The organism is Sphingomonas sp., assembly GCF_004799495.1.
In the GTDB taxonomy this organism is placed as follows: domain Bacteria; phylum Pseudomonadota; class Alphaproteobacteria; order Sphingomonadales; family Sphingomonadaceae; genus Sphingomonas.
In genome coordinates this window covers 401951-419281 of the sequence record NZ_SSMY01000008.1, presented here as the reverse complement: position 1 = coordinate 419281, position 17331 = coordinate 401951, and the positions used below count along the sequence as shown (strand labels likewise).

At 67.1% G+C, this 17331-nt stretch carries 21 protein-coding genes and 1 other RNA gene; 8 read left to right on the top strand and 14 right to left on the bottom strand.

The features are described 5' to 3' along the window. The first annotated feature begins 122 nt into the window (after nt 1–122). The gene (locus tag E7773_RS10035) at nt 123–935 is read left to right on the top strand and encodes a hypothetical protein (RefSeq protein ID WP_293990691.1); all 813 of its coding nucleotides are present in this window, start codon (nt 123–125) and stop codon (nt 933–935) included. Between the two features lie 203 nt (nt 936–1138). Here E7773_RS10035 and E7773_RS10030 read toward each other — a convergent pair whose 3' ends face one another. Further along, complete coding sequence (locus E7773_RS10030) at nt 1139–1687, bottom strand: hypothetical protein (protein ID WP_293990689.1); 549 nt, start codon at nt 1685–1687, stop codon at nt 1139–1141. Then, the gene (locus E7773_RS10025; protein WP_293990687.1) at nt 1672–1998 is read right to left on the bottom strand and encodes a hypothetical protein; all 327 of its coding nucleotides are present in this window, start codon (nt 1996–1998) and stop codon (nt 1672–1674) included. The genes E7773_RS10030 and E7773_RS10025 overlap by 16 nt, the downstream gene beginning before the upstream one ends. 269 nt (nt 1999–2267) lie before the next feature. Between E7773_RS10025 and E7773_RS10020 the strand changes: the two genes are divergently transcribed. Further along, a complete protein-coding gene (locus E7773_RS10020) occupies nt 2268–3086 on the top strand; it encodes a hypothetical protein (protein ID WP_293990685.1) in 819 nt (272 codons plus the stop codon). 367 nt (nt 3087–3453) lie between these two features. Here the strand turns inward: E7773_RS10020 and E7773_RS10015 are convergent, their stop codons facing one another. The 6 genes from E7773_RS10015 to ssrA form a co-directional block, all read right to left on the bottom strand. After that, a complete protein-coding gene (locus tag E7773_RS10015; protein ID WP_293990683.1) occupies nt 3454–3777 on the bottom strand; it encodes a PilZ domain-containing protein in 324 nt (107 codons plus the stop codon). Nucleotides 3778–4115: 338 nt separating this feature from the next. After that, complete coding sequence (locus E7773_RS10010; RefSeq protein WP_293990681.1) at nt 4116–4292, bottom strand: hypothetical protein; 177 nt, start codon at nt 4290–4292, stop codon at nt 4116–4118. A gap of 90 nt (nt 4293–4382) precedes the next feature. Next, the gene (locus E7773_RS10005; RefSeq protein WP_293990679.1) at nt 4383–4619 is read right to left on the bottom strand and encodes a hypothetical protein; all 237 of its coding nucleotides are present in this window, start codon (nt 4617–4619) and stop codon (nt 4383–4385) included. A 36-nt stretch (nt 4620–4655) separates the two neighbouring features. Beyond that, entirely contained in the window at nt 4656–5426 is a 771-nt protein-coding gene (locus E7773_RS10000; protein WP_293990677.1) for a Crp/Fnr family transcriptional regulator, read from the bottom strand. A gap of 168 nt (nt 5427–5594) precedes the next feature. Continuing rightward, nucleotides 5595–6368 (bottom strand): class II aldolase/adducin family protein, encoded by a 774-nt coding sequence (locus E7773_RS09995; protein ID WP_293990675.1) that lies wholly within the window; start codon nt 6366–6368, stop codon nt 5595–5597. Nucleotides 6369–6567: 199 nt separating this feature from the next. Then, nucleotides 6568–6949, bottom strand: a transfer-messenger RNA (tmRNA) gene (gene ssrA / locus E7773_RS09990). 205 nt (nt 6950–7154) lie between these two features. Between ssrA and E7773_RS09985 the strand changes: the two genes are divergently transcribed. Beyond that, entirely contained in the window at nt 7155–7586 is a 432-nt protein-coding gene (locus E7773_RS09985) for an Rrf2 family transcriptional regulator (RefSeq protein ID WP_293990673.1), read from the top strand. On the opposite strand, the gene E7773_RS09980 is transcribed toward E7773_RS09985, so the two are convergent. The 4 genes from E7773_RS09980 to mscL form a co-directional block, all read right to left on the bottom strand. After that, the gene (locus E7773_RS09980; RefSeq protein ID WP_293990671.1) at nt 7587–8372 is read right to left on the bottom strand and encodes an SDR family NAD(P)-dependent oxidoreductase; all 786 of its coding nucleotides are present in this window, start codon (nt 8370–8372) and stop codon (nt 7587–7589) included. 10 nt (nt 8373–8382) lie between these two features. Beyond that, entirely contained in the window at nt 8383–9570 is a 1188-nt protein-coding gene (locus E7773_RS09975; protein WP_293990669.1) for a zinc-dependent alcohol dehydrogenase, read from the bottom strand. Continuing rightward, nucleotides 9567–10106, bottom strand: a complete 540-nt coding sequence (locus E7773_RS09970; protein ID WP_293990667.1) for an SRPBCC family protein — start codon at nt 10104–10106, stop codon at nt 9567–9569. Before E7773_RS09970 ends, E7773_RS09975 begins: the two co-directional genes overlap by 4 nt. Before the next feature lie 100 nt (nt 10107–10206). After that, nucleotides 10207–10641, bottom strand: a complete 435-nt coding sequence (gene mscL / locus E7773_RS09965; RefSeq protein WP_293990665.1) for a large conductance mechanosensitive channel protein MscL — start codon at nt 10639–10641, stop codon at nt 10207–10209. 143 nt (nt 10642–10784) lie between these two features. Between mscL and E7773_RS09960 the strand changes: the two genes are divergently transcribed. The 4 genes from E7773_RS09960 to E7773_RS09945 are packed head-to-tail and all read left to right on the top strand — an operon-like array spanning nt 10785 to nt 13461. Then, nucleotides 10785–11369 (top strand): LemA family protein, encoded by a 585-nt coding sequence (locus tag E7773_RS09960; RefSeq protein ID WP_293990663.1) that lies wholly within the window; start codon nt 10785–10787, stop codon nt 11367–11369. A 24-nt stretch (nt 11370–11393) separates the two neighbouring features. Continuing rightward, on the top strand, nt 11394–12254 hold the full coding sequence (locus tag E7773_RS09955) for a TPM domain-containing protein (protein WP_293990661.1): 861 nt from the start codon (nt 11394–11396) through the stop codon (nt 12252–12254). Then, nucleotides 12254–12934, top strand: a complete 681-nt coding sequence (locus tag E7773_RS09950) for a hypothetical protein (protein ID WP_293990659.1) — start codon at nt 12254–12256, stop codon at nt 12932–12934. Before E7773_RS09955 ends, E7773_RS09950 begins: the two co-directional genes overlap by 1 nt. Continuing rightward, nucleotides 12931–13461 (top strand): NUDIX hydrolase, encoded by a 531-nt coding sequence (locus tag E7773_RS09945; RefSeq protein WP_293990657.1) that lies wholly within the window; start codon nt 12931–12933, stop codon nt 13459–13461. The genes E7773_RS09950 and E7773_RS09945 overlap by 4 nt, the downstream gene beginning before the upstream one ends. A 32-nt stretch (nt 13462–13493) precedes the next feature. Here E7773_RS09945 and E7773_RS09940 read toward each other — a convergent pair whose 3' ends face one another. Continuing rightward, nucleotides 13494–13775: an NADH dehydrogenase ubiquinone Fe-S protein 4 gene (locus E7773_RS09940; RefSeq protein ID WP_293990655.1), complete on the bottom strand. Its 282-nt coding sequence runs from the start codon at nt 13773–13775 to the stop codon at nt 13494–13496. A gap of 15 nt (nt 13776–13790) precedes the next feature. Then, nucleotides 13791–16298 (bottom strand): ATP-dependent helicase HrpB, encoded by a 2508-nt coding sequence (gene hrpB / locus E7773_RS09935; protein ID WP_293990653.1) that lies wholly within the window; start codon nt 16296–16298, stop codon nt 13791–13793. Between the two features lie 50 nt (nt 16299–16348). Here hrpB and E7773_RS09930 point away from each other — a divergent pair, with 50 nt between their 5' ends. Next, on the top strand, nt 16349–17317 hold the full coding sequence (locus E7773_RS09930) for a cation diffusion facilitator family transporter (protein ID WP_293990651.1): 969 nt from the start codon (nt 16349–16351) through the stop codon (nt 17315–17317). The last annotated feature ends 14 nt before the right edge of the window (nt 17318–17331 follow it).

The window sequence follows — 17331 nt, the reverse complement described above, 5'->3', positions numbered from 1 at the left end:
GGCGCGGCGCTCTTTCGCGATTTAGCTTTCGCTAAATCTTGGCGCCGCGCTTTCCTACAGCCCCCGCTTCATCATACTTACCCGGCTTCCCCTTGTCCGCATCCCCGGGAGGCCACCCCATCATGCCCCGCAAGACATCCCCCGCCCGCGTCGAAGCCTTCTTTCGCGCGCTCGCCGAAACCGGCAACCAGACCATCGCCGCCGAACGCGCGGGCGTGTCGACCGTCTGGGCACGGCGGCACCGCGCGGCCGATCCCGTCTTTGCCGAACGCCTGGCGGCGACGATCGCGGCGGCGAGCGAGCGGCTGCGTGCCGCCGCTTCGGTCGGGCCGGATGGCAAGTGGCGCATGGCGGACGGCGAGGAGCTGGTCGTGCGGGGCCGATGCGCGCGGCGGGTGCAGATCGCCCGCGCCCGGCCGGGGCAATTCACGCCGCGGACCGAAGCGCGGTTCCTGAAGGCGCTCGCGCAGTGCTGCAACGTCGCGGCGGCGTCGCGCGCGGTCGGGCTGACCGCGACGGCGGCCTATTATCATTATCACCGCTGGCCCGATTTCGCGAAGCGCTGGGACGCGGCGCTGGAGGAGGGGTATGTGCGGCTCGAAATGGCGCTGTTCGAGGCGGCGGGGCGCGTGTTCCGGGCGGTCGATTATCCGCAGGACGTGCCGATCGAGCCGATGAGCTTCGACCAGGCGATCACGCTGCTCCACCAGCATCAGCTGCGCGTCCACGGCACCGGCAAGCCGCAGGGCGTGCGCCGGGCGTGGAAGCCGAAGACGGGCGACGAGGCGTTCGCCGAACTGGCGCACAAGCTCGACCGGATGGAGAAGATGATCCGCGCGCGCGAAGGCGGCGACCCCGCCGCGCAACCCGCCGCGGTGCAGCGCTCGCTCGCGCGCGGGATGCGCGTGGTGCGCGGCGACGGCGGCCACGGCTAGCGCCTGTTGGCGGGAGCAGAGCAAGGCGCCAGGCGCGGACTCGCCGCTCGCCCGGCCGGCGCGGCGCCGACCGCGCGACCGCCAACGGCCCGGGATACTGGCTGGGGCTCGCCGTGGTGCTGGCGGCGGTGCTGGCCGGGCTGATGGTCATGGCCGGGCAGATCGGCCAGGCCCGGGCCGGCCATGCGCGCGCGGAAACACCCTCACTTCGCGAAATAGGCGGTCACCTGGTCGACATCGCGGTCGAACGCGGCGATGTCCTTGGGCAGCAGATCGAAGCTCCACAGGTCTTTCGGCGTGCCGTTGGCGTTCACGCCGTTCCCGGCCAGCGTGAAGCTGATCGCGCCGTACCGCGTCGCGCTGACCCCCAATTCGGTCTGGCTGTCGAAATAATAGTCCTGCTCGGTGGCGTGGCCGGCCGCCCGGGCCTTCTTCCAGATCCTGACGAACTTGCGCCAGTCGTCGGCGGTCAGGAAGATCGCCATCAGCCTGGTGTACGGCGTGGTGGCGCGCGCTTGCTCGTCCAGCGTTTCGAATTCGACGCCGACCGTGGCGGTCTTCGCCGGGTCGGCGCGAGTCGGCTTGGCCGTGACGACGAACAGCGCGGACGTGCCGCCGTCGCTATAGAAGGTCCCGACGATCGTCAGGTTGCTCGGCGCGGTCAGTTGCGCGCGCGCCGCGACGCTCGGCACCGCGAGCGCAAGGATCGCCGCGAGCAGGCGAACGCCGCGCCAGCTCAACCGGGCACGCATTTGCCGCGGTCCGTCACGTCGCCGAAAATGTCGGCGAGCGTGTAGCGCGCCGTCGCGCGGTTGAAGAGGAAGACGTTGGGGCCGAACGCTGCGGTGAAGACGTTGCCCTTGTACGTGCAGTCCGCGGCCTTGGCGCAGGCGTTGGCGCCCCACGCGCCCGTGCCAGGATCGAACGTCCGGTAATCGCCGGCGCCCAGTTCGACGCGAAACGCCCTGGCCGATCCGTCGGCGGTGCAGGTATAGGTCTTCACGGGCGCGGGCGCCGCCCCGATCAACAGCGCCAGCGGTATCAGCAGAGCATGGTCCTTCACCGGACGCCCTCCAGCCTGATCTTCGTGCGCGCCAGGTTACGCCCATGCGGGGCGGCGCGAAAGCGAAATTGTTACGGGGGCGTTCGAAGCGGTCGGGCAGTGACGGTGCGGCGGTTTTCTATGGCGTTCGAAACAGCGGAACGAGGCATTGGTGATCCGCCACTAGACGAGCCACGCGATCGAGCTGCTGCTTTCCAATCGAATTCGAGACGACAATATTTGAAAATCGCGCGATCGTGATATGATGACTTCCGTATTGGAGATCGGAAATGAACACGATCGGCCTGATGGCAGGCGTATTGGGTTCAGCCTTTTTTGTGAGCTCGATCCTGCATGCGCTCTTCAACGCCGTTTACACGAAGATCGAAATAGCCAATGTCAAGCTGCTCTACTGGCACTACACTATCCTATATATGTTCACCGGAACAACGATTCTGTTCGGTTATCGCTATTTCGACACATACGCTCGCGTTCTTCAGTTTTTCGTTCCGTTCTGGCTCGCGCTGCATGGACTGAGGCTCGTCCTGGATTGGAGCGATGGCGTGGGCTCCCGACGGAAAGACGTGGTCATCCGTCAATTCAACGACGCGCTGGCGAACATCGTCACCGTCGTGTTCGTACTGTCGGTCGCAGCGAGCGGGGACCCGTATCTGATCGTCATCGCGCTCGGGCTCAGCTTCGGCATGGTGGGAAAGGAATTCCTCTTCCGGACATGGACCGACATCGTCAAAAGGCGAAAAAACAATCGAAAGACCGCTCAGCAAGGCCCGGGTCGTGCGAGTCCGGCCGAGTTTGTGGTTTTGCACGGCTTCGCCAACACGTTCAAATCCGCGGCTTATATGATCCTGGGATTCGCACTCGCGTATCGGTGCCTCGCGACGATCTATCCAGAGTATGTGAACCTCATCTTTGCGGGCCAGGCACATATCAATGAGTTTCACCGAGCAATCGCTTTTACGGCGAAGAATTTTCAGCTGACCGTGGGCGATGAAACCGATCAGCTCCTCTTTTCCATCGTTGGACTGGAGGGATTATGTGCGATCGTTATCGCGCTGTCTTTCGCAGCAGTGCCGTACAAACGAAATTAGGCTGGCGGTCGGGGCCCTGCCCGATCGGGAACGATCGCTGACGCCGCGCTTTCCTCCAGACGGGTGCCGGCATGGTTACGTCGCTTCCCATCTTATCCCTGGCCGGCCGACCCCCTACCCGCCAAATTATCCCTCCGCCCGCCACGTTCCTCGCGGTGCTGACGGAGACCGGCAACCAGATGGTCCACCGGGCGGCTGAACTCCGGACAGGAGGCTCCAGCGATAAGCTCACAGCACGATGGGCCCCGGCACGAGGCCGGGGTGCCGGGAAAAAGGGGAGAGGCAGCCGACACGGGGCTGAATCCCGTGTCGTCGGACGGGAGGCTGCGCGGGGCGCGGTTGGCTCGCGCCAATCTTGGCGCCGCGCCTAGACGCTCGATCGCGCGATATGATCCACCACCGCCGGATGCAGCGGGGTGTCGAACTGGACGCCCATCCGCGCGCCGTCGTTCCACACGACTTGGCCCGCGAACGACTGGAACTTGCTGATGTTGACGAAGATGCGCGCGCCGACCGGATAGTAACCCGGCGCGCTGATCGCGCAGCCGCCGACCGACAGGTTCTGGATCACCCCCGTCTCGCGCCCGCCGGTTTGCGCGCGCACGGTGACCGAGCTGCCGATTTCGACGCGCCCGAACTTGCGCTGTTCGACGCGAGGGCTTTTTTCCAGCGTGCAGGCCAGGTTGAGCATGGCCCGAAGAGTGACGCAGCAGGCGTTACCAGAAGGTAAAGACGGGGGTCGGCGAGCCGAGGGCCGAGGGCCCAGACCCATGACTGGCAATGGCCGTGATCGCCCGGAGAGCCACGCTGGCAAGGAACGCAGCGCAGACGCGTAGCTGGGGCTACGCGCAAGCAAGTGACGCCGTCCAGCGCGGCTCTCCGGGCGACCGCGAAGCGGCGGGCGGATTTTGGCGTAGGGGACGTCGTCGCTCGTCGGTCACGATGCGCAGAGGCATCGCTCCCTCCTCGCTCCTAGCCCTGCACCAAAATCCGCTCCGTCACGACCGTTGCCAGTCATGGGTCTGGGCCCTAGTGCGGCGCGACCGCCGCGAGCCGCGGCGGCGCCGCCTGCTCGGCCTTGTCGGCGTACATGTCCGCCATCTGGAGGTGGATGCGCGAAATCCCCGCATCGCTCGCGCTCGCGGCAAGGTCGCGCTCGGCGGCTTCGCGCTTGCGATAGTATTCGGCCTCGAAATCCTGCGTCATGACCGCTTCCCCATCGAGTCGCAGGCGATTTTGTCACAGCGACCGAGCGCCGCAATAAAGCAGGTTAATTCGTGACTTACTTGGCGAACGTCAGGTTCTGATCTCGACCGCTTCGCCGAACGTCACCGTGCCGACCGGCTCGCGCGCGGCATCGACGATGTGGATCCGGTGGCCGGGCGCGAAATGGCCGAGCTTGACCGTTTCCGCGGCGAGCGAGCGCGCCGCGGCGACGGCATAGGCGTGCGCGGCGATGTCGTCGGCCAGCTCGGCGCCTTCGAAATCCTCGGTCACGTCGTCATTGTCGATGTTGAAATAGTAGAGCGGCATTAGCCGCGTTTCTAGGCATCCGGCCGCCAGTTTGCCTTAACCCCCGTCAAACCCGCGCGTTAACTGCGGTCGGCTGGTGTGCGCCAGGTGGAGATAGCCGGGCTGGAAATCGCCGGCGCGCGCCAGATCGTGCCAGTTGGCGGTCGAGATCGCGCGGATCGTGCGCTCGATCAGCCCGTCGCGCTCGAGCCCCTTGAGCGTGCGGTTGACGTGGACCGAGGTCAGCCCGGTCGCGTCGGCGAGCTGTTCCTGCGTCATCGGCAACTCGTATCGCGAACGCTCGCCGAGCCCGGCGGCCTCCAGCCGGACCGCGAACTCGCACAGCAGATGCGCGATCCGCGCGCGTGCGTCGCGCCGCCCGACGTTGAGCATCCATTCGCGAAAGATCGAGCCGTCGACGAGCGTCTCGTGCCACAGCGCCATCCCGACCGACGGCATCGCGAAGGCGAGCGCGCGCACCGCGTCGACCGGGATGAACGCCGCCTCCACACGCGTCAGCGCCTGGACGCCGTGATCGGCCGCGCCGAGCAAGGCATTGTGCAGGTCGACCATGTCGCCCGGCATATGGATCGACAGGATCTGGCGCGCGCCGTTCCCGGCGACTTTCTGGCGAAAGGCATAGCCCCACAGCAACGCGCAGGCATGCGCCGGGCGCTCGCCTTCCCATACGATCGTCTGGCCGGGATCGAGGCGACGGACCGTGTGCGGCAGCGCGAGCACGGCCCGCTGCTCGGGCTCGCCCAGCGGCGCCCACATTTCGAGCTTTTTCAAAAGCGGCGCGAGCGCCGCGCACGGGCTGTCGAGCATAGCCAGGGCTCCTCTTGTGGCGGGAGCACTGACGACGGTCTCTCAGTCCCCGGCAGGCCATGAAACCCCGGGAATGGACTCGGCTTACGCTACTTTAGGGCCATAGCCTAACGAATATCACGGCTTAAGACTGATCTGCATCAAGCACAGCGCGCCGCGGACCGCGATTCAGTTCCGGAAGCTGGGATCGATCCGGTCGAGCTTCCTGAGCAATGCCGGCCACGCCAGCATCTGCGCCGCCATCGCCATCCCGCCCGGGGGCGTCTGGCCGGCGACCTTTTCCTCGGTGCCCTGCGGCGGGTTGTTGAGGTTCTCCAGCCCCGCCGACAGCATCTTGACCTGCGCCTGGCACGCGCGTTCGAGGAAATAGAGCCGCAGGAAGCAATCGCCGACGCTCTTCCCCACCGCGAGCGTGCCGTGATTCCTGAGGATCATCGCGTGCTTGTCGCCGAGGTCCTGCACCAGCCGCTCGCGCTCCTCCAGGTCGGTCGCGATACCCTCGTAATCGTGATACGCGACATTGTGCTTGGCGATCATCGCGGTCTGCGTGTGCGGGAGCAGCCCGAACTCCATCGCCGACACCGCCTGGCCGTCGGGCGTGTGGAGGTGCATCACCGCCGCGGCATCCTCGCGCGCCATGTGGATCGCGGAGTGGATCGTGAAGCCCGCCGGATTGACCGGATGCTCGGACTTGCCGACCGGGTTGCCGTCGGTGTCGATCTTGACGAGGTTCGACGCGGTGATCTCCTCGAACATCATGTCGTAGGGGTTGATCAGGAAATGGTGCTCCGGCCCGGGGACGCGCGCCGAGAGGTGCGTGAAGATGAGGTCGTCCCAGCCGTAGAGCGCGACGAGGCGGTACGCGGCGGCGAGGTCGACCCGCGCCTCCCATTCGCCGGGGGCCATGTCGTTGGTGGTGTCGACCTCTGCCAGCGTCGCCATTGATCCTCTCCCTATTCCTTGGTCGGGAGCGAGCATACCGCAATTTCAAACGTTAGGGGAAGGCGGGATCAAATCTCCCGTTCACGGGGAGGTGGCGCGCGTAGCGCGACGGAGGGGGGCGGGCCGCGAGCGATGCCGAAGAGGCGAACCCCCTCCACCAGCTTCGCTGGTCCCCCTCCCCGTAAACGGGGAGGATTCCAGTGGGGAGCTTCTGTTGCCCGGTGCTCCCCGAACCGCTGGATTCCCTTCTGTTGCCCGGTGGGTCCGACCGCGCATTTTAGTCTAACCTTGGGCCGTTAGGCCGTGGGGTTAGGCCGCCATAGCGAGTGCTTCGTTATCGTTGGCACTTGTGTATGGGCCGTCACGGTGGTCCCATTCCGGGCAAAAGCTGGCGCCTTTCAACACACGTCGATCCTGGTTCGGCCCCGTCAGAAACCCCCGCTCTCGCCGGGGCATATGGTGGAGCCGCCGGGTACTGCCCCCGGGTCCGATGCGTCTATTCTACGCCTGCGTTTATCGCCATAGCCGGGCCGAAACCCTTGCACCGCCAATATAGGCGCTCGGCGATTAAAGAAAAGTGGGGGAGGATTCCTTTGCGGCGCTCACGCGCCGAGGCGGTGCCAGCCCACTCCCCCTCCCGACCGCCCACAGAGTATCCTGAAATGGGCGGTCGGAGGGGGAGTGGGCTGGTGCCGCAGCGATTGGACGGAGGTCCAATCGCCCAAACAAAAAGGGCCGTATCCGCCACGCCTGCGCCACATTGTGCGGAGATATAGTATCGCAACCATGTTGACGCAGCGTTCCCGTTACGCGCTCCGCGCGATGCTTTATCTGGCCGAAGCGCCCGCGGGCGGCCCGCCGATCCCGATGAACCGCATCGCCGACCATGCCAACGTCCCGCGCAAGTTCCTCGAACTGATCCTCGCCGATCTGCGCGAGGCCGGGTTCATCCACAGCCATCGCGGCAAAATGGGCGGATACTGCCTGTCGCGCCCGACGCACCTGATTTCGCTGGGCGAAATCATCCGCGTGATCGAGGGGCCGTTGGCGCTCGTGCCGTGCGTCAGCCGCACCGCCTACCGCCGCTGTGCCGATTGCAAGGACGAGGCGACGTGCGCGATCCGCAATGCCATGGCGCGCGTCCGCGACGAAACCGCGCGGATCCTCGACGGCACCAGCCTGGCCGACGCGATCGCGGAGGATCTGGCCGCGGCCTGATCAGTCGTCGCCGGACCCTGGTTCGGCCATGTTGCGATGCTGCTGCGCCAGTACCGCCTGGGGCACGACGCCCGCCGCCGCGACTTGCAGCTTGTTGTACCAGCCCGACACGATATGCCCCTTGCCGGCCATCATCGCGTCCCAGCCGTCCTGCGCGACCTTCGCCGGATCGGCCTTGCTGTCGTCCTGCCCGACCTGCGTGTCGTCCATCCCCGCGCGATTGAAGAATTCGGTGTCGGTCGCGCCCGGCATCAGCGTGGTCAGCGTGACGCCCTTCGAGTCCTTGATCTCGTTGCGCAGCGCTTCGGTGAAATTGTCGACGAACGCTTTGGTCGCGTTATAGACCGCGTTGAACGCGCCCGGGATGTAACCGGCGATCGACCCGGTCACCAGAATCTTGCCGTCGTCGCGCGCGACCATGTCGGCCAGCACGCGCTGGAGGAGGTACACGGTGCCGGTAATGTTGGTGTCGACCGAGTGGCGCCACGTCGCGACATCCTGGTCGAGGAACGCGCCGCCAGTGCCGGTTCCGGCGTTGGCGCACAGCACGTCGATCCGACGCCCCTGCGCCGCCGCGAGTAGCGTATCGACCCCGTCGATCGTTGCAAGGTCGGCCTCCACCGATTGGACGGCCGTTCCGAATTGCTCGAAATCGCGCGCCGCCGCATCGATCAGCGGTTCGTCGGCGACGACGATGATGTCGTAACCGTCCTTCGCGGCGATCGTCGCCAATTCGAACCCGATACCGGTCGAGGCGCCGGTGATGATCGCAAGCTTGTCGGCCATTCGTTTTCTCCTATGCGGCGGCGGCCATGCCCGGTTTGAGAACGATCTTGGTCGCTTCGTTCTGCTGGTCGTGGAACAGCTCGTAGCCCTTGGGCGCGTCCTCGAGCGGCAGGCGGTGCGAGATCAGGAAGGTCGTATCGATCTTCCCGTCGAGGATCGCCTGGAGCAGCCCGGGCATGTAATGCTGGACGTGGGTCTGGCCGGTCTTGAGCGTCAGCCCCTTTTCCATGAATGCGCCGAGCGGGAATTTGTCGACGAACCCGCCATAGACCGCGGGCATCGACACGCGCCCGCCCTTCCGGCACGCGATGATCGCCTGGCGGATCGAATGCGGGCGGTCGGTGCCCAGGAAGGTCGACGCCTTGATCTGGTCGATGACGTTATCGACGAAGAAGCCGTGCGCCTCCAGCCCGACCGCGTCGATCACCCCGTCGGGGCCGATCCCGCCGGTCATCAGCATCAACGCTTCATAGGTTTCGGTTTCCTCGAAATTGATCGTCTCGGCGCCGAATTTTCTCGCGAGCTCCAGCCGGTGCGGGAAATGGTCGATCGCGATCACGCGCTCGGCGCCCATCAGGAACGCCGACTGCACCGCGAACAGACCGACCGGGCCGCAGCCCCACACCGCAACGGTGTCGCCGGGCTCGATCTGTGCGTTCTCCGCCGCCATCCAGCCGGTCGGCAGGATGTCCGACAGGAACAGCACCTTGTCGTCCTCGACCCCGTCGGGGACGACGATCGGGCCGACGTCGCTGAACGGCACCCGGACATATTCGGCCTGGCCGCCGGCATAGCCGCCGGTCATGTGGCTATACCCGAACAACCCCGACATCGGCTGGCCGTAGACTTGCTGCGCGATGTCCTGATTGTCGGCGGGCAAGCCGTTGTCGCACGCCGAATATTGATGCTTCCCGCAATGGTAGCAGGACCCGCAAGCGATCGTGAACGGCACGACCACGCGCTGGCCCCTTTTTAGCGTCGATTTTGGCCCGACCTCGACCACTTCGCCCATGAATTCGTGGCCGAGAATATCGCCCGCCTGCATCGTCGGGATATAATGGTCGTAGAGGTGGAGGTCGGACCCGCAGATCGCGGTCGACGTCACCTGAATGATCGCGTCGCGTGGATTGACGATGCCGGGATCGTCCACCGTATCCATGCGCACATCATGCTTGCCGTGCCACGTCAGCGCTCTCACAGCCCCATCTCCTCGAATTGCTTGGCATTCATGGCGGGGGTCGCGATCTCGCCGGTTTCCATCAATTGCTTGAAGCGGCGGAGGTCGCGCCGCGCCTGGATCGCGGGCTCGCGCTGAAACGCTTTCGCGATCAGCTTGCCGATCGTGCCGCCCGGCGGCTCATACGCGATCGTCGCGGTGACGACGGTGCCGCGCGCGCCCGCGTCGCGGAAGGTGATGCGTCCCGAGTTGGGCACGTCGGCGCCTTCCTCGGACTGCCAGGTAAGCTCTTCGCCCGGGACTTCGTTGGTGATCCGCGCATCCCATTCGACCGTCTTGCCGCCGGGCGCCTTGACCACCCAGTGCGAGCGCGCGTCATCGAGCATTTCGATCCGCTCGACGTTCTCCATGAAGCTCGGCAAATTGGCAAAGTCGCGGTAATAGGCGAACAGTTCGTCCGCGGGCCGGTTGATCGTCACCGCCGTCGCGTTCAGCTCGCGCGCCGGATGGGCGCTCTTGCTGGTTACCGCCGGCGCATCGTCTTGGTCGGTCGCCATGTCATCCCTCTATCGGTTGAGCACGGCGAACGTCCGCGCGCGCCAAGCGATCCGCCCGGCGCCACGCAAACCAATGTAGATTATGATGTTTTTTGGGTCGTCAGGCTTTCTTCGCGCGAAGCTCGTCGCGGATTTCGCGCAGCAGCACCACGTCGGCGGGATCGGCCGGGGCGGCTTCCTCGGGCTTGGGCATCACGCGGTTCACCGCGCGGATCATCAGGAAGATGATGAAGGCGATGATGACGAAATTGACCGCTTGGGTGATGAACTCGCCATAGCCGAGCAGCGGCACGCCTGCCTTCTTGAGCGCGGCATAGTCGGTCGATCCGGCCAGCGCCGCGGGGACTTTTTCGGGGTTGAGCACGAGGAAGTAGCTCGAGAAATCGAGCCCGCCGAATATCTTGCCGATCAGCGGCATGAGAATGTCGTCGGTCAGGCTGGTGACGATCTTGCCGAACGCCGCGCCGATGATCACCGCGATGGCCAGGTCCATCACGTTGCCGCGCATGATGAACGCCTTGAATTCCTTGAACATCGTCCGACCCTTTCGCGTTGGCTGGTTTGACGCAGGTTAGGCCCGGAAAACGCCGACCCGCAACCACCATGTCGCATTTCCCTTTTCGCGCGATTGGCGACCCCCTACATTGCGGCCAGCAAGGGATCTGGAGGGGTAGCCCCATGAAGTTTCGTGTGATGATCACTGTCGCCGCCGCCGCGATGTTGTCCGCCTGCGGGATCAATTCGGTGCCGACCGCGGAGGAGAATGCCAAGGCGCGCTGGGCCGACGTGCAGACCCAGTATCAGCGCCGGGCGAATCTGATCCCCAACCTCGTCGCCACGGTGAAGGCCGCCGGCGCGCAGGAAAAGGACATCCTCGTCCAGGTGACGCAGGCACGCGCCTCCGCCAACCAAGTGCAGGTGTCGGGCGGCGACCTGACCGACCCGAACAAGATGGCGGCGTACCAGCGCGCGCAGGCCGGCATCACGCTGTCGCTGCAGCGGCTGCAGGAGGCATATCCCGAGCTCAAGAGCCAGGGCAATTACACCACGCTGATGAGCCAGCTCGAAGGGACCGAGAACCGCATCTCGATCGCGCTCAACGACTATAATTCGGCGGTGCAGGCGTACAACACGCGCATCCGCACCTTCCCCGACGCGATCGGCGCCAAGGTCTTCTACGGCGCGAAGCCGATGGTGCCGTATCAGGCGACGGCGCCGGGGGCGGAAAACGCGCCCACGGTCAATTTCGGTAATTCGAACTGAACTGACACATAGGAGATCGGGGCGATGATGCTCCGCAGGCTCGGCTGGTTGCTGGCGTTGGTGCTGTTCGCGGCAGCAGCGCCCGCCGCTGCGCAGACCTTCCCCAAGTTCACCGGGTTCGTGGTCGACGCGGCGAACGTGCTGCCCGCCGACACCAAGGCGGCGCTGACCGCGAAGCTCGACGCGCTGCAAAAGGACACGCATCGCCAGCTGATCGTGGCGACGATCCCCGACCTGCAGGGCTATCCGCTCGAGGAGTATGGCTACAAGCTCGGCCGCGCGTGGGGCGTGGGGCTGAAGGACGCCAATAACGGCATCATCCTGTTCATCGCGCCCAACGAGCCGGCGGGGCATCGCGGGCCGCGGATCGAGGTCGGCAAAGGGCTGGAGCCGGTCGTCACCGACGCGCTGGCCAGCGTGATCATCAACGACAAGATGATCCCGCTCCTCAAGGCCGGACAAGTGCCCGAGGCGATGACCGCGGGGACCGACGCGCTGATCGAGCAACTCCGCGCGAGCCCCGACGAGGCCAAGGCGCGCACCGACGCCGCGGTCGCCGATTTCGACAAGCAGCACAAACGGTCGGCGCGCGGTGGCGGCGGCGGCTTTCCGGTCGGGTTCGTCATCTGGCTGATGATCATCGGGTTCGTCATGCTGTCGCACCTGCGCAGCCGCGGCGGCAGGAAATACCGTAACGGCCATGCCCCGGTGGTGCTGTGGGGCCCGGGGCTCGGCGGCTGGGGCGGCGGTGGATCGTCGTGGAGCTCGGGCGGTGGGTCGTCGTGGGGCGGGTCCGACAGCGGCGGTGGCGGCTGGGGCGGTGGCGGCTTTTCGGGCGGCGGCGGCGGGTCGTTCGGCGGCGGCGGCGCATCGGGGGGATGGTGATGACGGCGTTTCCCTTGAGCGATGCGGACCGCGCGATGGTCGGCGCGGCGGTGACCGCGGCCGAAGCCGGGACCGACGGGGAGATCCTGACGATCGTAACCCCGCGATCGGACGAATATCGCGACACCGGGCTGGTGTACGGCGTGCTGGCGATGCTGCTGATCGTGGCATCGGCCGCGACGTGGCCATGGTGGATCGACGCCAAGATCACGTTCGTCACCGGCGGCTGGGGCGAGGCGCCGAGCGCCGCGCTGCGCTACCTGGCCTTGCTGTTGTACGAAGCGGTCGTATTCGGGATCGTGCTGCTCGTCTTCCGGTCGTATCGGGTGCGGATCGCGCTGACGCCGAACCGGGTCAAGGCGGCGCGCGTTCACGGGCGGGCGGTTCGATACTTCAAGGTCGGGGCGGAGAAACGCACCGTCGCGCGCGTCGGCGTATTGCTCTACCTCTCGCTCGACGAGCGGCTGGCGGAGATCGTCGCGGACGAGGCGATCCACGCCAAGGTGCCGCCCGAAGCGTGGGGCGACGCGATGGTCGCGCTGGTCGATGAGGTCCGCGCCGGAAAGCCCGCGCACGGCATGGCGGCGGCGGTCGGCGCGATCGGTACGATCATCGGCGAGCATTTCCCCAAGACCGACGACGACATCAACGAGCTGCCCGACCGGCTGATCGAATTGTGAGCGTCCCCGACGCGGACACGGCCGAAGAGACCGTATGGGCCGGGCGCTTCCTCGAAATGAAGCAGCGCGGGCGGTGGGAATATGTCGGGCGCGTCGGGGGCACGCAGGCGGCGGTCGTGATCGCGATCGATGACGGACATGTGCTGCTGGTCGAGCAATATCGCGTGCCGCTCGGCCGCGCGTGCCTCGAACTGCCCGCCGGACTGGTCGGCGACGAGCAGGCGGGCGAGAGCGCCGAGACCTCCGCCGCGCGCGAGCTGGAGGAGGAAACCGGCTACCGCGCCGCCAAGGTTACGGCGCTCGGCACTTTCTACGCTTCGCCCGGCATGGTCAGCGAATGCTTCACGCTGGTCCGCGCGGAGGGGCTAAGCAAGGTGAGCGACGGCGGCGGGACGACGGACGAGAATATCGCGGTGCACCGCGTGCCACTGGCGGGGATCGCCGATTTCATCGCCGAACGCCGCGCGGCGGGCACCGCGATCGACGTCAAATTGCTGACGCTGCTGGGGCCGTCGTTTCTAGGCTGACCAAATCCTCCCCGTTTACGGGGAGGATTTGGTCAGCGGAAATTGTCGGCGTAGGCCTGGAGCTTGAGCGTCCGCGTCGGCGCGGGGACGACCTCGAACGCGAGGCCGGCCTTTTCGGCATAGGCGATCGCCGCTTCGGCGGTCGCGAATCCCAGCCGCACTTGCTCGCGCGTGTCGCCCGAGCCGGCCCAACCGGTCAGCGGATCGGGGCGCTTGGCCTCGGCGGGCTCGAATTCGAGCAGCCAGCGATCGGTCCGCGCGCGGCCGGACTGCATGGCGTTCTTGGGGCGTTGGTAGATGCGGGCTTTGGCCATGGGATGCCTGTAACGCTACTTTGCGCGCCTTGCATCCGCGTTTTTCGTGCGGAGCGTGGGATTGGCCGCGGCGGGATCGTCGGGCCAGGGATGGCGCGGATAGCGACCGCGCATTTCCTTCGCCACCGCCGCCCAGCTTCCGCTCCAGAAACCGGGCAAGTCACGCGTCGTCTGGATCGGGCGGCCGGCGGGCGAGGTGAGGCTGAGCACCAGCGGCACCGCGCCGTTCGCGACGGTCGGATGCGTGGCGAGCCCGAACAAGGCTTGCGGGCGAAGCTCGACGGTCGGGCCGGCTTCGGCGGCATAATCGATCGCCGCGCTCGACCCGGCGGGCGTGTCGAGCCGCGCCGGGGCGATCCAGTCGAGGCTGCGCATCGCGTCCCAGCCGGCTAGGTTGCGCAGCGCCTCCGCGAGATCGGCATCGGTCAGCTGCGACAGGCGGCGCTTGCCATCGAGGAGCGGCGCTAGCCAGCCGTCGAGCTGGTCGGCCAACGCAGCATCGTCGAGCGCGCCGTCCCAGCCATGCGCGGCGGCGAACGCCGCCCGGTGGCGCAACGCGGTGGCCACCTCGCCCCATGGCAAGAGCGTCAGGCCATGCTCGCGCACCCCTTCGACCAGCGCCGCGGCAATCGCGGCGGGGTCGGTGTTCGTGTCCGGACCGCGCGACAGGGCGATCGCGCCGAGCCGCCGCTCGCGCACCGCCTCGACCGCGCCGGTCGCGGGATCGAACGCGAAGGTGCTGCGCGTCTCGATCCGGTCGGCGAACAGCGCCTCTATCGTCGCCTGATCGATTGCCGCCGCCGACAGGATGCGCGCACCAGCGGCGATCCCCTGCGTTTCGGCCACCGCGAGCCATTCCGCGGTGGCGAGGCTGTCGCTCGGGTCGAGCTTGAACCCGCGCCCGCCGACCGACGCCCAGCGCTCGCCGGTCGGGTCGCGGCGGCGCGACACGCGGTCGGGGAAGGCGAGCGCGATGGCGACATTTACACCGTCACCCCCGCGAAAGCGGGGGCCCATCTCCCCAACCGTGCCGCTAGCTGTGCTCTCAGGAGCTGGGTCCCCGCTTTCGCGGGGATGACGAATGAGGCCAGACCACCGTTCCGCCAGCCGCCGCGCACTATCCGCCCGCTGTCCGCGTTCCCCGCGAAACCGCAGCACCCGCGTCTCGATATCGGTCCCCGATCCGCCCAGCCCGCGCTCGCCGAGCAGCACGGCGACCTCGGCGGCCTCCCTGCCCAGCCCCATCTCCCCCGCACGCACCAGCATGTGCGCCAATCGCGGCGCCATAGGCAGCTTAGCGATCGCGCGGCCATGCGGCGTCGGGCGTCCATCGGCGTCCAACGCCTCCAACACCGCCAACCGCGTGCGCGCCTCCGTCACCGCAGCCTCGGGCGGCGGGTCGAGCCATGCCAGCGACCGCGGATCGGCGACGCCCCAGATCGCGCAGTCGAGCACCAGCGCCGACAGGTCCGCTTCGAGGATCTCCGGCGGGTCGAACCGCGGCGGGCCGGCGGTCGCGGCTTCTTCCCACAAGCGATACGCCACGCCCGGCCCCTGCCGCGCGGCGCGGCCGGCGCGTTGCGTCGCCGCGGCCTGGCTCGCGCGCTCGGTCACCAGTCGCGTCATCCCCGCCGCGCGGTCGTAGCGCGGGCGGCGCGCGAGGCCTGAATCGACCACGACCGAAATGCCGTCGAGCGTCAGGCTGGTCTCGGCGATGCTGGTCGCGAGGACGAGCTTGCGGCGCGTTTCAGGCGCGATCGCGGCGCGTTGCGTGGGCGGCGCGATCTGGCCGTGGAGCTTGTGCAGCGCGATGCCGGGGAGATCGCCGAGCCGTTCCGCGACACGATCGATCTCCACCACGCCGGGGAGAAAGGCGAGCACGCCGCCCCTCTCCTCGCGCAACGCCAACCGGATCGCGCTCGCCATTTCGTCCTCAATCCGCGTCTCCCCGCGCCGGCCCAAGTAACGCAGGTCGAGCGGCCAGCTCCGCCCCGCGCTCTCGATCACCGGCGCGTCGCCGAGCAATGTGCCGAACCGCACGCCGTCGAGCGTCGCCGACATCGCCACGATGCGCAGGTCGGGCCGCAGCGCCGCTTGCGCGTCGAGCGCCAGCGCCAGCCCGAAATCGCTGTCGAGGCTGCGCTCGTGGACTTCGTCGAACAGCACCGCCGACACGCCCGAGAGTTCGGGATCGGCCTGGATCCGCGCGACGAAGATTCCCTCGGTCACCACCGTCACGCGCGTCGCCGCCGAGCGCTTCGAATCCATCCGCGTCGCATAGCCGAAGGTCTTGCCGACCGGCTCCCCCGCCAACACCGCCATCCGCTCGGCGGCGGCGCGCGCGGCGATCCGGCGGGGCGAGAGCAGCAGCACTTCGCCGGTGCACCACGCTTCTCCCAGCAACGCCGGCGCCACCGCAGTGGTCTTGCCCGCACCCGGCGGCGCGACGAGCACCGCGTTCGTCGCTTGCGCAAGCGACGCCAGCAGATCGGGCAGAACGGCCAGGACGGGAAGATCGGTCATTGATCCGCGTCCTAGTATCACACCCCGCCCCAATGCTAGGCAGGGCGACGATGCACGGATCGCACGATCATCACAGCCATGACCACAAGCATGATCATAAGCACGGTCACGCGCATGGCCACGGGCACGGCCACAGCCACGGTCCGGGCGGGCACAGCCACGGCCCGCTGACCTTCGACCGCGCGTTCGCGATCGGCATCACGCTCAATATCCTGTTCGTGATCGCCGAGTTCGGGCTCGGCTTCATCTCGCAATCGGTCGCGCTGATGGCCGATGCGGGGCACAACCTGAGCGACGTGCTCGGGCTGTGCGTTGCCTGGGCCGGGGCGACCTTGGCCAAGGCGCTGCCGTCGAAGCGCTTCACCTATGGCCTGAAGGCCTCGACCATCCTCGCTGCGCTGATCAACGCGCTCCTGCTGCTGATGGCGATGGGCGCGGTCGTATTCGAGGCGGTGATGCGCCTGGGCCAGCCCGCCAACGTCAAGGGCATGGTCGTCGTCGTGGTCGCCGCGGTCGGCATTTTGGTCAATGCCGCCACCGCCTGGCTGTTCGCGCGCGGGCAGAAATCGGACATCAATTTGCGCGGCGCGTACCTCCACATGGCAGCCGACGCGACCGTCTCGGCGGGGGTGATGCTCGCGGGGCTCGCGATCTGGTGGACGGGGGCGGCGTGGATCGACCCGGTGACGAGCATCGTCGTGTCGGCGCTGATCTTCTGGCAGACATGGGGGCTCTTGCGCGAAACGGTCGAGATGTCGTTGAACGCCGTCCCCCGCGCGATCGATTTCGACCAGGTAGAGGCGGCGCTGAAGGCCCTGCCGGGGGTAAGCGCGATGCACGACCTCCATATCTGGCCGATGTCGACCACCGAAACCGTGCTGACCGCGCATCTGGTGATGGCCGCGCCACCGGGCGACGGCTTTCTCGCCGACGCGCAGACGATGCTCCACGACCGCTTCGGGATCGGCCATGCGACGATCCAGGTCGAGCGCGGGGAGGATTGCGCGAGCGGGTGCTGACTGGGCTAGGGGCG